Below are 14,852 nucleotides of genomic sequence, written 5' to 3' on the forward strand. Positions count from 1 at the left end.
ATCACACCCCGTAATTGACGCGGCGTTCAACCGCGCGGAACTGAAGAACCGTGAAAAGAATGGCAATTCCCATCAGCACCACAGATTGCGCTGCCGATGTGCCCAGATCAAGCTGCACAAAACCATCCTGATATACCTTATAAACAAGTGTACTGGTTGCAGCCGCTGGCCCGCCGCGCGTCATTGTGTCAATGAGAGCAAAAGTTTCAAACAAGCCGTAAATCAGGTTCATAATCATCAGGAAGAAGAAGGTCGGCATAATCAGCGGCAAAGTTACCGTGAAAAATCTGCGTACAGGGCGCGCACCATCAAGCGCTGCCGCCTCCATTAAAGAGGTAGGCACAGATAAAATCGCTGCGACCAAAAAAATATAATCATAGCAAAGATGGTTCCAAACAGCGGCCAGAACGACCAGAATTTGCGCATCCATCGGGCGCAATGCCGGGTTCCACGGCAGGTCGAGTCCATGTAAAAAATGGGCTATTGGGCCAACATTGGCGTTAAACATGAATGCAAATATTGTGCCGGATGCAACCGGCGCAATCGCATAGGGCAGCAAGATAATACGGCGATAAACAGCCCGCCCACGGATCACGCGGTCAGTTGCAAATGCAAGCATCGCCGCAAGACCAAGCGTAATCACACTTTGCACAACGGTGAGCACAAGGGTCAGCACAGCACTGAACCGATATTCAGGGCTGGCAAAAAGACGAGTAAAATTATTGAACCCGACAAAAATAACGCTCATGCCGAATGGATCTGTTTCGACAAAAGCCAATGTCAGCGCTTTATAAGCAGGAATGTAGAAGAAAAATAACAGAATGAGCAATTGTGGTGCAAGCAGCAGAAAGCCGATACCGTTTCGTTTGAAATGAGCCGTTTTCAGGCCGGTCAATGACGGCTTTGTCAGCTTTGCAAACCAGTTGGCGAGCTTAAAACGAACCGTCTGCGCACAGACGCTTTGCGCTCTATCTTGCTGGCGCTCATAAGCGCCAGCAGACAATGTCATATTCTCATTATTTACCGGCATTGATCCGCTCATACTGACGGAGAACTTCATTGCCGCGTTTCACTGAGGAGTCGAGTGCATCCTGCACGGACTTCTGCCCTGTCCATACGGCCTGCAACTCTTCCAGCATGATTGCACCGGTCTGGTTGTGGTTGCCAAAACGAAAGCCGCGTGAGTTTTCATTGGGTGTGCCGCGTGAAAGCTGCTTGATGGCAATCTCACGGGTAGGGTTTTTCTCAAAATACCCTTCCGCCTTCAGGGCTTCATAAGCCGCCATGGTTACAGGCACATAGCCGGTTGCCTTGCTCCACCAGACCTGCGTTTCAGGCTTGGCAACAAAGTCCAGAAACGCTGCCGCACCGGCCTGCTCTTCTTGCGATTTATTACCAAGAACCCAAAGTGCTGCACCACCGATAGTGGAGTTTTGTGGCTCAACACCTTTTTCATAGGGCAGATAAGTGGCGTTCCATTTAAACTCAGCCGAACTTTCAACCGCAGAATGGCCAGCCGTTGAATTGATTAAAGTTGCGCAAGTACCGGAAGTAAACATTTGCGATGGGTTCAAGCCCTCACCTGCAACATGCAAAATACCATCATCAATCCAGCGTTTCAGACGCTCAGTCTGCTGCACAACGGAGGTTTTATTATAGACAAATTCAGTATCAAGACCGTCAAAACCGTTGGATTTTGTGCCGAATGGCTGATTGTTGATGGCTGAATAATTTTCAAACAGGCTCCAGTGATAATCACCAGCCAGCGCCATCGGGCAGTTAGTGATGCCTTTTTCTTTCAAGGCATAAAGGCGCTCATCCACCTCTTGCCATGTTTCGCCCGGGCCATCAAAACCGGCCTGCTTTAACTGATCTTCATTAAACCAGAAAATTGGCGTTGATGAATTGAATGGCAGTGCAGCCGGCTCTCCGTTCACAACATAGAAACTGGCAACAGGCGCAATAAATTCGCCCCAGTTGGTTTTATAGCCCTGATCTGCCATCAGCTTGTTGACCGGAATAATAGCACCGGAATTCAGCATAGTTAGAAAACCGCGCTCCGCCGATTGCAAAATGGTCGGATGCTGACCGGCACGATAAGCTGCCACCATTGCAGCCATAGTTTCTTCGTAACCGCCCTTATAAACGCCGACAACTTCATACTTATCTTGCGAAGCGTTAAAATCAGCAATGAGCTCCTGTACGGTTTCGCTCAGCTTACCGCTGATCGCATACCACCATTCAATCTTTACCCGATCTGCGGCAAAGCCCGGCATTGTCATTGCCAGCAAAACACTGCCTGCCGCTGTACTGGTCAGGACTTTTTTTAAGAGCGACGTCATATTTGATCCTTAAGACGCATGATTGTATGAGCTGTAGAGCGGTTCTTCGTGGGAAGAATCGTGCCGCAGCGACGATGCACAACGACTAATGCACATATGTTACACTCGAATGACAAATGTAACTTAAAGGAAATATGATGGATCAAAATGACCTGATTGTGCGAGCATCGTGGCTCTATCATGTGGAAGGTTTAACGCAGGCACAGATTGCCGACCGCCTTTATCTGACGCGCAGAAGGGTCAATGAAATGCTGGCACAGGCGCATCGCGACGGCGTTGTCAAAGTGTCATTCAATAGCAAACTGGCTGATTGCGTGGCCTTGGAAGCAGAGCTTTGCCAGCGCTTTGGTCTGGAAGATGCAATTGTTGTGCCAACGCCCGAAGATGCTTCACAAATCCATAAAATTATGGGGCGTGCGGTTGCAGCCTATCTTGACCGGTTTATTGCAGCGCATAATATCCGCTCTTTTGGTGTCGCGTGGGGCTCTACATTGCGGGAGACCATTCAATTTATGACCCCGCAACCGCGTGAAGATATGGAAGTTCACTCCATGACAGGCGGTCTGACACAAGGCACCGAGATCAATACTTTTGAGATCGTGCGCGGTTTTGCGCAAGTTTTCTCAGCTCATTGCCGTTATTTTGTTGCGCCCATTTATGCAGAGTCACCGGAATCGCGCGATGCGATTATTTCGCAAACGGTCTTCCGCCGCACTTATGAAACTATCTGCAATGTCGACTTGGCTTATTTCAGTGTCGGTGATGCTTCCAACCGTTCATTGCAAGTACGCTACGGCTTGCCGGAAGGTATCGGCATTGAGGAGCTGAAAGAACATGGTGCAGTTGGCGATCTGGCCGGACGCTTTCTCAACGCTGAGGGCAAGCAACTTGACCACACGATTAATCGTCAGGTGCTGGCACCGGAACTGACGAGCTTGAAGACAATCCGCCACCGGCTGATTGTCGGTGGCGGAGCGCATAAAGTACCAATTGTCACCGCTATTTTAAAAGGCGGCCATCCAACTATTTTGGCTATCGATGCCGAAAGTGCAAAGTCTATTCTCAGGCAATAAGACAGGCAGCGTGATGCTGCCCGTCAGAGATTTACGGGCACGTCATTAGGCAGGCTGGAGGATTTTAATCAGTTGATCTGATCGCCCGCGACCGGCCCTTCCCAATTTGGTTTCCAACCCAAACTTGGTGCTACATGTTTGGCAAAAGATTCCAGAATATGCAGATTATATTCTGGCCCAAGCTGGTTTGGAATTGTCAGCATCAAAGTATCGGCCAAAGCAATCGCTTTGTCGTTTTTTAGCTGCTCAATTAATGCATCAGGTTCAGCCGCGTAAGTACGCCCGAATGTGGAGCGGAATCCGTCAATCATGCCAACACCGTCATGTCTTTCGCCGGCATCACCAAAATAGGCTCTGTCAGTATCATTCATAATCGGAAACACGCTACGGCTTACCGAAACACGCGGCGCACCACTATGTCCAGCATTCCGATAAGCTTCCCGAAAACGAACAATTTGTTCCGCCTGCAATTCATCGAACGGCATACCGCCATCTTCAGTCAATAAAGTGGATGACATCAGATTAAGCCCCTGACGACCTGTCCATTCAGCAGTTTCGCGTGTTGCTGAACCCCACCAAATATGGTCTTTCAGCGTTGCAGAACGTGGCTCAATTGGTACTGGTCCACGGTAGCCCATAGAACTATCCCCCAATGCCAATGGCTCACCTTCAATTGCACGCATAAACAAATCAAATTTCGGGCGTGCAATATCTGCGCCACGCGGATCAGTTGAACCGGTATAGCCAAAGGCTTCATAACCACGTACAACCGTTTCTGGCGAACCACGGCTGATACCAAGCGCAATGCGGCCATCAGCCAGAATATCAAGGGCTGCTGCCTCTTCCGCCAAATAAAGCGGATTTTCATAACGCATATCAATCACGCCGGTGCCGACTTCAATATGTTTGGTCTTGGCGGCAATGGTTGCCAAAAGCGGCATAGGTGACGCCTGCTGCTGGGCAAAATGGTGAACGCGGAAATAGGCACCATTAACGCCGATTTCATCGGCACCAACGCCAAGCTCCACGGCCTGCTTCAGCATTTCACTGGCTGTGCGGGTTTGAGAACCGCGTGCGTTCATATAATGGCCGAAGCTTAAAAAACCAAAAGCTCTCATGGAATATCTCCTGCCGCCTGTTGCGGCTTTCATCACTGTTGGTAGTCATATAGTATATAAAAGTAACCACAACAGGTATGATCGAGCGAACGCAGTGTTCACTATTTCGTCATTAAACACTTATAATTTCATAGACCAGAAGAATACTGCCACTTTCTGACAGGAAGATTTGCTGATAGATTTAATTATGTCACGCTCAGAACGTCTTTTTGATCTTTTACAAGTGCTTCGAAGGCACAAGCGCCCTGTCAGTGGTAAAATATTGGCCGAGGAAACCGGTGTCAGCATCCGTACGCTTTATCGCGACATTGCCAGCCTGCAAGCACTCGGCGCAATGATTGAAGGGGAAGCTGGTGTTGGCTATGTCTTGCGCCCTGGTTTTCTGCTTCCGCCACTCATGTTCACGCAAGAAGAAATTGAAGCACTTGTTTTAGGCTCGCGTTGGGTTATAGAACGTGCCGATAATCATTTAAGTGATGCAGCCCGCAGTGCACTGAGCCGTATTGCAACTGTGCTGCCAACAGATTTACGCAATGATTTAGAAAAATCCACTTTGCTGATAGGCCCCGGCACAAAGCTGCCAAACGATGTTGTCGATTTAAAAAATTTGCGTAAAGCCATCAGAGAAGAGCGTAAATTAACAATCCAATATCATGATAAAATTGATGCTATATCAACAAGAACCATTTGGCCTTTTGCTCTAACTTTCTTTGACACGGCACGTATATTATTAGGCTGGTGTGAACTGCGCCAAGGCTTTCGTCATTTCCGCACCGACAGAATAATTTTTGCCGATATACAACAAGAACACTATCCTGAACGTCGTCAGACCCTGTTTAAAAAGTGGCGTGAAGCCGAAGGCATTAAAAGAAATTTTGACTGAGCCATCACTACTGCCATATTCTGACAGCAGGCTGCATTAGTTTGTCTCCACGTTAAACAACAAACCGGAGCAACCCAATGACCAAAACCAATACTCTGCTGCTTTATGTCAATGATGTCCCCGTAAGCATCGAATTTTATGAAAAAATGCTGCAACTGCAACCCGTTGAAAGAAGCCCTAGCTTTGCTTTGTTTATTCTTGCATCCGGCTTGGCGCTGGCTTTGTGGGATAAAAAAGAAGTGCAGCCCACACCAACAATTATGGCTGGTGGCTGTGAACTAGGTTTCAAACTCGATGATGCTGCTGACATTGACCGCCTCCATCAAGAATGGCGCGGCAAAGGTGCCAATATTGTACTTGCGCCATCCAATGCAGGTTTCGGACGTAGTTTTATGGCACTTGATCCAGACGGGCATCGTTTGCGTTTTTACATGATCGGGCAAGACTGATGGAGCGCCCTCGCCGCTATTGGATAGCAATCGCCTCTGCTGATCACGTTGCCACAGGGAAAGAACTAGGCATCATGCAAGTGTGTCATGGTAAAGCGGCACCGTTAAAGCGCGTTTTGCCCAATGGCTATGTCATTTATTATTCACCGGTGGCATCTTTTGGCACACAAAACCGCCTCCAATGTTTTACCGCTTTTGGCATTGTGCGTGAGGGCACTGTCTATCAAGTGGAAATGGCACCCTCATTTAAACCGTGGCGCAGAGATGTGCTGTGGCTTACCTCACGCGATGTTGCCATTCACCCTTTGTTGAGTGAATTAAACTTCACACGCAATGAAAAAAGCTGGGGTTATAAATTTCGCTTTGGTCTTTTTGAGATTGATCAACACGATGCTGAAATAATTGCAGATAAAATGCTCATAGATAATTGAGCTATAAACGCCAAAAGGGCAGCAAAGCTGCCCTTTTGATCATTGATATATCCGTTTTAATGAACGGATCATTTTCAATTAACGTGAGTGGATTGTCCAGAAATCCTGCCAGTCCTGAAGCTTCGTGTAATCGCTTTCAGCTGTTTCAGAATGCGGAACATGCATCTGATCCATCACTTTAACGATACCGGATACTTCGCCTTCAGGAATTTTTGCATTCTTGTTGGATGAGATTTTACCGTCAGCCAACTGTGGTGCCATACCTTCTTCGGTCATGATGTAATGAACGAAAAGCTTGGCAGCATTCGGGCTCTTGGTGCCAGCAGCAATAACGGCCACACGTGGGGTCAGCTGACCAGCCCATGGGTTCATGCCTGCGCAAATGCCCATGGTGTAGTCATTTTTCTTGGCATCACGGAAAATCGATGTACTCAAGAAACCCATGAATGGCTTTTCCTGACCCTTGGCACCTACAATCGGGCCAACATCGGTGTCTGAACGGGTGACACTTGGTTTGTTTTTGGCAAAACGCTTAACCCATTCAGCGGTTGCACTTTTTTCATCCGTTTTCAAAGGCTCACCGAAGAAATCTTCGTAAGCTTTAGCCATGGCTGCATCGTCATGTTCTGCAATCTGGTTGAACCAGAACATGGTTTCGTTGCGCAGCAACGGATCAGGAATAGCCACGCGACCTTTCCAATCTTCAGTGGTCAGCGCCCAGATATTATCAATCGGGCATTTGTCGCCATGAACATCAGAATTATATGCCCAAACCCACGGGTTGAGGCTTGTAATCGCAGGGTTCTGATATTCTGCCGGAATTTGATCTTTGAGATCCGGCGGCAGCCAGCTCAGGCCAGCGCCCTGAACGATAATTTCAGAGGTCACGGATGGCAGGTTGCTCATGTTGAAAACATCAGTGCGCACATTGCCCGCTGCTGCTTCACGCAGGATAACCTGTTCCTGGTTCTGACCGTTCATTTTAACGCCGGTTGCTTTTACACCGTATTTTTCGGTGAAAGCGTCAGCCATTGCAACGATCTTACCGGTTGCATCAACAACGGTAATTGCTGGCTCTTTTTTCGCCGCTTCAATCAAAGCTTCGAGTGAGTAATCAGCATCTTTAATGCCGATTTCGCCGGCAGGCTCAGCAAATGCAGCTGTGCCGGACAAAAGTGCTGCGCTCAATGAGAGAGCAGCAATATTACGAAGGGTCAAAGACATTCTATCCTCCAGAGTTAATCGAATATTCTAAAACAGATGCGGCTTTCTCAGCCGCTGATGCGTTTACCTTCACCGTCGAACACATGAATGTGGTTTGCTTCGACTGTGATCCAGATTTCTTCCCCGGCTTTTTGTGCCGGAGCGTCCGAAATGATTGCGAAATATTGTTCGCCTTGAACTGCTAATTCCACGATCCAGCTGCCGCCGGTCGGCACAATATCAACAATTTTAGCAGCACAACCGCCCTCAACAGCCTGAGCGCTGATACGGACAGATTCAGGACGAATACCGACAGAGCCAACCTTGGCCGCATCGATTTTCTGTGCTGCCAAAAGGCCACGGGTCCAGCTTGCCAATGCGCCTTTATTGGTGTCATTCAGCTCGGTAATATTGATCGGCAGATTGCCGATGAATTCCGCCACAAAGCGATTGGCCGGACGCTCATATATATCATCCGGTGTGCCAAGCTGCTGCAATTCACCTTCACTCATCACAGCGATAGTAGTTGCAAGGGTCATAGCTTCCCACTGGTCGTGGGTCACGAAAACAACCGTGGAGCCCATTTCCTGATGGATGCGCTTCAATTCAGCGCGCATTTCAAGGCGCAGCTTTGCGTCCAGATTAGAAAGTGGTTCATCAAGCAAAATGATTTCAGGCTTCAATGCCAGCATACGGGCAAGAGCAACACGCTGCTGCTGACCACCCGACATCTGCGCTGGCAAACGATCGCGATAGCGCTCAATGCCAAGCTTTTGCAGCACATCATTGACGATCTGGTCGCGTTCCGGCTTTGCAACTTTGTGCAGTTTCAAGCCAAACTCGACATTTTCAACGACTGTCATATGCGGCCAGAGCGCATAGTTCTGAAACACCAGCCCCATGCCGCGTTTTTCCGGCGGTACATAAATGCCGTCATCAACAGAGACGATCTTTTTGCCATCGACCAGAATTTGGCCTTCGGTTGGAAATTCCAATCCTGCGATCATTCGCAAAGTGGTTGTCTTACCACAACCGGATGGCCCGAGCAGGCACAGGAATTCTGATTTAGGAATTTCCAGTGTTAGTTTTTCGACTGCAGCGCGGGTGGCTTTGCCGTAGCTTTTTCTGATATCGCGAAGTGTAATACTCGACATTATTTGCCTCCCAATCCGTCAGATAATTTACTGTTGGTGAGTTTTTGAACGATGATCGTGCCGCCAAAAGCAATCACACAGATCATCAAGACGACAGCATTGGCAGCTTGTGAATAGCTGTAATCAACAAGGCGCAATGCATAAGTGGTGAGAACGTCAGTGCCCGGAACTGCCAGCACCACAACAAGGCTCAAGCCTTTGATACCGGAGATAAACGGCAGCAGAATTCCGGAAACGAGCGAACCTTTTTGAATTGGTGCTACGATGGAAACCAAACGTCTCCAGAAACCAGCACCAACAATCTGCCCTGCTTCTTCCGGTGCTTTGCCAAGCTGCATCATTGCGGAAATACCAGCACGGGATGCAAACGGCATCTGGTCTGCAAGAATAGCCAGAACCAGCAGAATTGGCGTACCGTAAAGGGCTGGCAATGGCCCGCGCTGCACTGCAAACATGGTCAGATAAGCAGCGGCAAATGCAATGCCCGGCACCAGATATGGCAGGAAGGTAACCTGACGCAAGAATGTGCCAAGCATTGTCAAAGGGGTGCGTGCCACCACATAGCCAACCAAAAGGCCAAGCAGACCGGCACCCAAGGCTGCCGAACCAACGATCCAAAGCGTATTCCATGTTGCACGCCAGAATTCACCGGTCAGCAAAATACCATGGCTCATTGCCGTTGTTTTCAGGTCGCTGCCGATCCAGAAATCAAGGGTGAAATTGTCCAGTGCAAAGACGCCCGGTACACGCATGATGGTGGTGAGGAACAGCGCCATCAACGGAATAAATGCACTAATGATAAACATCAGCATAGCAAAGCTGAACGCCGGAATACGGAAGCGGCCAAGCTCGGTCTGGCGGTTCATCGAACCTTTATTGCCAATCGTCACAAAGCGACGGGCTTCTTTAAGCAAATACATATCGAGGAAAATCGAAATACTGCCCAAAATTACGATAGTGGCAGCCAAAACTGCACTCATACCAGCCTGACTGGTGGAAATGGCACGGAAAAGCGAGGTCGCCAATACGTCAAAACCAACCGGCACGCCCAAAATATAAGCCACACCAAAATCACCCAAGCACTTGGCGAAAATCAGCGTTGCGGCCGATACGATTGACGGCATCATCAGCGGCAAAATAATGCGACGTGCAATCAGTAATTTGCCAGCCCCCATAATACGGGCGGAATCTTCCAGCGTTGAATCAAACTGGCGCAGCGCATTGCCAAAAAGCAGGATCACAAATGGCGTATAATGCATCGCCAAAATCAGCATGATCGGCAACATTCCGTAGGCCAGCCAATCCGGCGGCGCGAAACCCAGCGCTTCCATCCAGCTTGGCTGACCACCCGTCGTGCGGTTTTTAAAAAGCGTCAGCCATGCAAGCGCAAATGTCCATGATGGCAGCATATATGGTACGATCAAAGCAGTGGAGAACCACTTTTTACCCGGCAAATTGGTACGGCTTAAAAGCCATGCCAGCGGAATACCGGTTGCAAGGGCAAAAAGAATTGAACCCACAGCAATGATGGCGGTATTCCAAAGCGGACGCCAGAAAATATCGGTCGAAATCGGCGAAAACAGTGCACGATTGATGTAATAAAGGGTCAGTTCGCCAATTTGCTGGCCGGAACGGGCCCGATCTGCAAACTGAACCAGTACCGCATCCGACAACAGCAACACAATTGGCGCGACAATCAGATAGGCAAAAACAATAGACAAAACGATCCCGATCATTGTCGTCGGGTCGGAATTGTACACCTTATGTTTATATATCAGGTTCTTGTAATAACTCATGGTTTCTCCACTTTGAGCCGAGGCTCCCCTTGAAGTTCCACTCATTTTAAACGGTGGAATTTCAACTGGTTATAGGCTGGCTGGGTGCAGGAATTGTTGCTTTAATCCGCGCTTGGCCTGACCTTATAAAAGGGGCTTTGCAATTGACTTTTGCCTGATAGATCAACGCTCGATAAACTCATGGAAGCACTGCCCCCGCTTGTTCGTTTACCTCGCGCACCACAGACCATGCGGGTGCATATTCAATCGGAATAAAATGGTCATCTCCCTGAAATTCAGCTTTCATTTCGGGGGTAAATGTAAAATTGAAAAAACAGCGTTTCATCTCGTCCACCAATGAAGGTGCAAGATTATGCGCATAGACAAAAGAGGATGTCGGAAAGAGATCGCTTTGATAAATAAGGCGTAGCGCATCCCGTTTAACAAGGCCGCGCTCCATCATGCGTTCCAGCACATCGGAGGCAACCGCCGCCATGTCATAATCTCCGGCCACAACACCTAAGATTGATTTATCATGACCGCCCGACATGATCGGCGCATAATCCTGCACCGGTGTCAGACCATGTTTTGGAAATAATGCGCGGGGCGCAACATTGCCGGAATTGGAGAAAAGCGAGGCATGCGCAATGCGCTTGCCTTTCAGGTCGCTTAAATTTTGAAAAGGTGAATCGGCACGTACAACCGCCACCAGACGATAGCCCCGCATCTGATTGCCGGAGCCTTTGGCTGCAAATGGCACCGCACCCGCACGATTAACCGCCTCAATGGTTGGCCCCGTTGAAAAACCGGCAAAATGCAACCGGCCGGAGCGCATGGCTTCCACTTCATCAGCACTTGACTGGATCGGGTAATAGACAATCTGTCTGCCTAAACAAGCTTCCAGATGTTGCGTAAAAGGCTTGAACAAACGGGCATATACGGCCGGATCTTCAATCGGCGAATAAGCCCAGACAAGGGTTTGCGGATCGCGCCATTGGGAGGGATCTTTCGGCGCATCAGCAACGAGGTCGTTGTTCTCATCGCAATAACGCTCATCAAGCGCACCGCGATTGGCGCAAGCGCTCTCAGCCGCAGAAGCAACGCTTAACTGCAATCCGATAATCGCTCCGGATATAGCAATACCAACAAGGTATGCCATTTTGCGCCAGAACATTTCTTCCTCCCAAACCCGTTTCTATGTTACAGTTTGATATTGGTATCTAAAAACAATACCAATTCTTCCTGTCAGAATCCTGTCATTACGGAAACTTTACACCTCTCATGCGTATCCTTCTCATTGAAGACACCATCGATATTGCCTTTGCCATTGCCTCAAAGCTTGAAAAAGAAGGCTATCATGTCACCACTGTTTATGATGGTTCAGAGGGTGAAGAACTGGCGGTAAACGGCTCTTTTGACTTGGTTGTGCTGGATATTAACCTGCCCCGCCGTGATGGTTTTGAAATTTTACGCAGCATGCGCGAACATTCTTTATCATCACCGGTTTTAGTCATCACGGCACGGAATCAAATTGCCGATAAAATCGACCTGCTTGAGCTTGGTGCCGACGATTATTTGGTCAAACCTTTTGATTTACGGGAACTGGTGGCGCGAATCCGTGCGGTTGCCAGACGTCATATGGGTGTTGCCCAACCGCTTATCCGCCTTGGTGATCTGACTATCAATTTAAGCCAGCGCTCGGTGATGCAGGGTGAGGAACCACTGGATTTCGGCAAGCGTGAATTTGACGTTTTAGAAATGCTGGCAACCCGTTTTAATGTCACCGTGCCTAAAGATATGCTGGTGCTTAAGCTTTTTGGTCATGAAGATACCGGCACGCCAAATGCCATTGAATTGCTGATATCCCGCGTGCGCAAGAAGCTTGAAAACAGCAGTTTGGAAATTGTAACGCAGCGCAGTGTTGGCTATTTATTGCGCCTTAAAGCCAACTGATGCCCAACAGAGCCTATGTCACAAACAACCGCCAAGCCCGTTCTGAATAAAGAATATTCCATCCAGCGCCGCATCATGATCGGCGGCGGGCTGACACTGCTTGCGGTTACGATTGTGCTGTTTTTTCTTGGCCGCCTTTATGCGCAACGCGCTGCTGATGAAGCTTTTGACCGTGTTTTAGGCGCTGCCGCACTTTCAATTGCTGATACAATCACCTTGCAAGACGGGGCGCTGAGCGTTGACCTGCCTCATTCCGCCTTTGCCATTTTAGGCACATCGCGCCTGAACCGCATTTTTTACCGTGTGGTGACACCAGATGGTAATTTGCTCACCGGCTCGCCTATTTTGGGGCTGGAGCTTGCCCATGGCACCAATAATCATTTACGCCTTAGCGATAGTATCTATCGTGGTGAAAAAATTCGTATTGCCGCAGTTGCGCGTTATCATAGTGATGCACAAGGCGGTGGCTGGGTGGATGTGCTGGTGGGCGAAACCCGTGAAGCGCGCGACCAGCTTACTCTACAATTAAGCCTGAATACAATTTTGCCCGTGTTAGGTGTCGCCCTGCTGGCGATAGCACTTATCTGGTTTGCAATCCGCTTGGCTTTCCGCCCGTTGCAAATTGTCGAGGCGAATTTACGCCAACGCTCATCAGCCGATCTTAATCCGGTTTCGGGTGCTATTCCAAAAGAAGTGAGTGCACTTGTTTCCGCATTGAATGATTTTATGGCACGCCTCAATAGTTTGCTGGACGGCCTCAAACTGGTGACGGCTGATGCCGCGCATCAAATGCGCACACCTTTAACGGCACTGCGCGCTTTAACCGAACTGTCACTGGAAGAAACTGACGCTAAAAGGCGGCATGAAATTCTCACCCGTATTCATGCCAATTCAATCAGTGCCAGCCTGCTTGCCAACCAGCTTTTATCCGAAGCCACCACATTGCACAGCATCCAGTCGCGCAAGCTCGAACTGATCGATCTCCTGCAAGTGGTGCAAGAAGCAATCCGCCGCTTACGTGCTGAAGGTAATTATCAAGATTTACAAAAAACCATCAGACTGGATGCCACGCAAAAAGCTTTTTATCTTTATGGCGAACCGGTAAGTTTGCGCGAAATGATCCGCAATATCATTGAAAATGCATTAATCCATGCCCCCGGCCCTATTGATATCAGCCTGAGCGAAAACGACAATATTATCGCACTTGGCGTGCATGACAGAGGTGCAGGCTTTACTGCTGCCATGAAGGAACGCGCTTTTGAGCGCTTTGTCCGCGCGGATCAGACCAAACCCGGCTCCGGTCTCGGTCTTTCCATTGCTAAAATGGTGGCTGAAGCCGTCGGCGGCCATATTGAACTGCAAGACCGCGAAGGCGGCGGCACGAGTGTTATTGTGACATTACCTGCCGCCCATCCGGAGGACGCGCAATGAAGCACTTTTTCTTGCATATTCTCCTCACTTTCTTTTTGATCAATATAGCAGTTGCTCAAAATAATTCCGGTTCTCAGCCGCAATTTCTCATTGTCGGCGATATTGCGCCTGAAACAATTGCACCGGTGATTGAAGGTCTGGATCAGCATTTAGCCAATGCAAAAATCAAATATAAGCAGGTGCGCCCCGGTGAATGGACATCCAGATTGCTGGCCGGTGCAGAAGAAGCCAATAGTGCCGATCTTATCATCCTCTCCACACCAGACCTTGCCGTTTTGATTGCCAATGAAGGGGCTGCACAACAGCATAGCGCAATCACGAGCAATGCCGCGCTGCCCTCGCAAGCCCATTGGCGCAATGAATTATTCAGTATCGGCTTTGATCCTGCTGTCACGATTGTCAGACGCAGTGTTTTGGACAATGAACTGCCAACAACACGCATCGAATTAGCGCGTTTGATGGAACAAAATCCGCAGCGCTTTCAGCGTCGCGTTGGCCTCGTCAATATTAGTATTGATAATGGCAGTTATACGCTGGCAGCGCAGGATTCCATCCGCTCGCCGCTTTTCTGGCGCATCGTGCGGGCTTTCGGTGCCTCGCAAGCACGCATCTACGATGACAATGAAGAGCTATTGCAGGCTTTATCGGATGGGCGCATTGATCTGGCCTATAATGTGCCGCTTTCTTACATCACCAAATGGCAGCATAATGCAGAAGAACTGACCGTTATTCTGCCGCGTGATTATGTTGTTGCTTTGCCTTGGATAGCACTTATTCCGCTTAAAAGCAAGCAAGCCGCAGAAGCTGAACAGGCAATCACATTTTTATTGTCGCCTGCCGGACAGGTTATCTTACAGCAGACAGGGCTGGTGTCAGCCACCAGCCCGTCAAATCTTGCCTCATTACAGCCGGTTGAATTGGGGCCTGAATTGCTGGTCTATTTAGACGGGCTGAAACGTAGTCGTTTTCTCGATACTTGGTTCCAGCTGGTTGTGCACGAATAAATTGCGGAAAGCAAAAACCTCCCGCAATTCATATCA

14 protein-coding genes are annotated in these 14,852 nt (G+C 49.0%); 7 read left to right on the top strand and 7 right to left on the bottom strand.

All coding sequences use genetic code 11. The annotated features are described in order from the left end of the window. Position 1: 1 nt before the first annotated feature. Together ABDZ76_RS11770 and ABDZ76_RS11775 are read right to left on the bottom strand one after the other, a co-directional pair. Positions 2-1,030: an ABC transporter permease subunit gene (locus ABDZ76_RS11770; protein ID WP_343805706.1), complete on the bottom strand. Its 1,029-nt coding sequence runs from the start codon at positions 1,028-1,030 to the stop codon at positions 2-4. Beyond that, the gene (locus tag ABDZ76_RS11775; RefSeq protein WP_343805708.1) at positions 1,017-2,342 is read right to left on the bottom strand and encodes an extracellular solute-binding protein; all 1,326 of its coding nucleotides are present in this window, start codon (positions 2,340-2,342) and stop codon (positions 1,017-1,019) included. The genes ABDZ76_RS11770 and ABDZ76_RS11775 overlap by 14 nt, the downstream gene beginning before the upstream one ends. 137 nt (positions 2,343-2,479) lie before the next feature. On the opposite strand from ABDZ76_RS11775, the gene ABDZ76_RS11780 reads away from it, so the two are divergent. Continuing rightward, positions 2,480-3,415 carry a sugar-binding transcriptional regulator gene (locus tag ABDZ76_RS11780; RefSeq protein WP_343805943.1) on the top strand — a complete coding sequence of 312 codons (936 nt, stop codon included), beginning with the start codon at positions 2,480-2,482 and terminating at the stop codon, positions 3,413-3,415. Between the two features lie 68 nt (positions 3,416-3,483). Here the strand turns inward: ABDZ76_RS11780 and ABDZ76_RS11785 are convergent, their stop codons facing one another. Next, positions 3,484-4,533, bottom strand: coding sequence for an LLM class flavin-dependent oxidoreductase (locus tag ABDZ76_RS11785; RefSeq protein WP_343805710.1), 1,050 nt, complete (start codon positions 4,531-4,533; stop codon positions 3,484-3,486). 187 nt (positions 4,534-4,720) lie between these two features. Here ABDZ76_RS11785 and ABDZ76_RS11790 point away from each other — a divergent pair, with 187 nt between their 5' ends. The 3 genes from ABDZ76_RS11790 (at position 4,721) to ABDZ76_RS11800 (ending at position 6,296) form a co-directional block, all read left to right on the top strand. Then, positions 4,721-5,416: a helix-turn-helix transcriptional regulator gene (locus ABDZ76_RS11790; protein WP_343805713.1), complete on the top strand. Its 696-nt coding sequence runs from the start codon at positions 4,721-4,723 to the stop codon at positions 5,414-5,416. 77 nt (positions 5,417-5,493) lie between these two features. Continuing rightward, the gene (locus ABDZ76_RS11795; RefSeq protein WP_343805715.1) at positions 5,494-5,865 is read left to right on the top strand and encodes a VOC family protein; all 372 of its coding nucleotides are present in this window, start codon (positions 5,494-5,496) and stop codon (positions 5,863-5,865) included. Then, positions 5,865-6,296 carry an EVE domain-containing protein gene (locus ABDZ76_RS11800; protein ID WP_343805717.1) on the top strand — a complete coding sequence of 144 codons (432 nt, stop codon included), beginning with the start codon at positions 5,865-5,867 and terminating at the stop codon, positions 6,294-6,296. The genes ABDZ76_RS11795 and ABDZ76_RS11800 overlap by 1 nt, the downstream gene beginning before the upstream one ends. Before the next feature lie 78 nt (positions 6,297-6,374). Here ABDZ76_RS11800 and ABDZ76_RS11805 read toward each other — a convergent pair whose 3' ends face one another. From ABDZ76_RS11805 to phnD, 4 genes are all read right to left on the bottom strand, one after another. Next, on the bottom strand, positions 6,375-7,520 hold the full coding sequence (locus tag ABDZ76_RS11805) for an ABC transporter substrate-binding protein (RefSeq protein ID WP_343805719.1): 1,146 nt from the start codon (positions 7,518-7,520) through the stop codon (positions 6,375-6,377). Positions 7,521-7,567: 47 nt separating this feature from the next. After that, positions 7,568-8,653, bottom strand: a complete 1,086-nt coding sequence (locus ABDZ76_RS11810; protein WP_343805721.1) for an ABC transporter ATP-binding protein — start codon at positions 8,651-8,653, stop codon at positions 7,568-7,570. Beyond that, the gene (locus ABDZ76_RS11815; protein WP_343805723.1) at positions 8,653-10,449 is read right to left on the bottom strand and encodes an ABC transporter permease; all 1,797 of its coding nucleotides are present in this window, start codon (positions 10,447-10,449) and stop codon (positions 8,653-8,655) included. Before ABDZ76_RS11815 ends, ABDZ76_RS11810 begins: the two co-directional genes overlap by 1 nt. A 178-nt stretch (positions 10,450-10,627) precedes the next feature. Then, a complete protein-coding gene (gene phnD, locus ABDZ76_RS11820) occupies positions 10,628-11,602 on the bottom strand; it encodes a phosphate/phosphite/phosphonate ABC transporter substrate-binding protein (RefSeq protein ID WP_343805725.1) in 975 nt (324 codons plus the stop codon). Between the two features lie 107 nt (positions 11,603-11,709). Between phnD and ABDZ76_RS11825 the strand changes: the two genes are divergently transcribed. Genes ABDZ76_RS11825 through ABDZ76_RS11835 form a run of 3 tightly spaced genes read left to right on the top strand, consistent with a single transcriptional unit; the run spans position 11,710 to position 14,816 of the window. Beyond that, entirely contained in the window at positions 11,710-12,381 is a 672-nt protein-coding gene (locus ABDZ76_RS11825) for a response regulator transcription factor (protein WP_343805727.1), read from the top strand. 15 nt (positions 12,382-12,396) lie between these two features. Beyond that, positions 12,397-13,812, top strand: a complete 1,416-nt coding sequence (locus ABDZ76_RS11830; protein WP_343805729.1) for a sensor histidine kinase — start codon at positions 12,397-12,399, stop codon at positions 13,810-13,812. Beyond that, positions 13,809-14,816, top strand: a complete 1,008-nt coding sequence (locus ABDZ76_RS11835) for an ABC transporter substrate-binding protein (RefSeq protein WP_343805732.1) — start codon at positions 13,809-13,811, stop codon at positions 14,814-14,816. Before ABDZ76_RS11830 ends, ABDZ76_RS11835 begins: the two co-directional genes overlap by 4 nt. Positions 14,817-14,852: the final 36 nt, after the last annotated feature.

Source organism: Paenochrobactrum glaciei, assembly GCF_039522165.1.
GTDB lineage: Bacteria > Pseudomonadota > Alphaproteobacteria > Rhizobiales > Rhizobiaceae > Paenochrobactrum > Paenochrobactrum glaciei.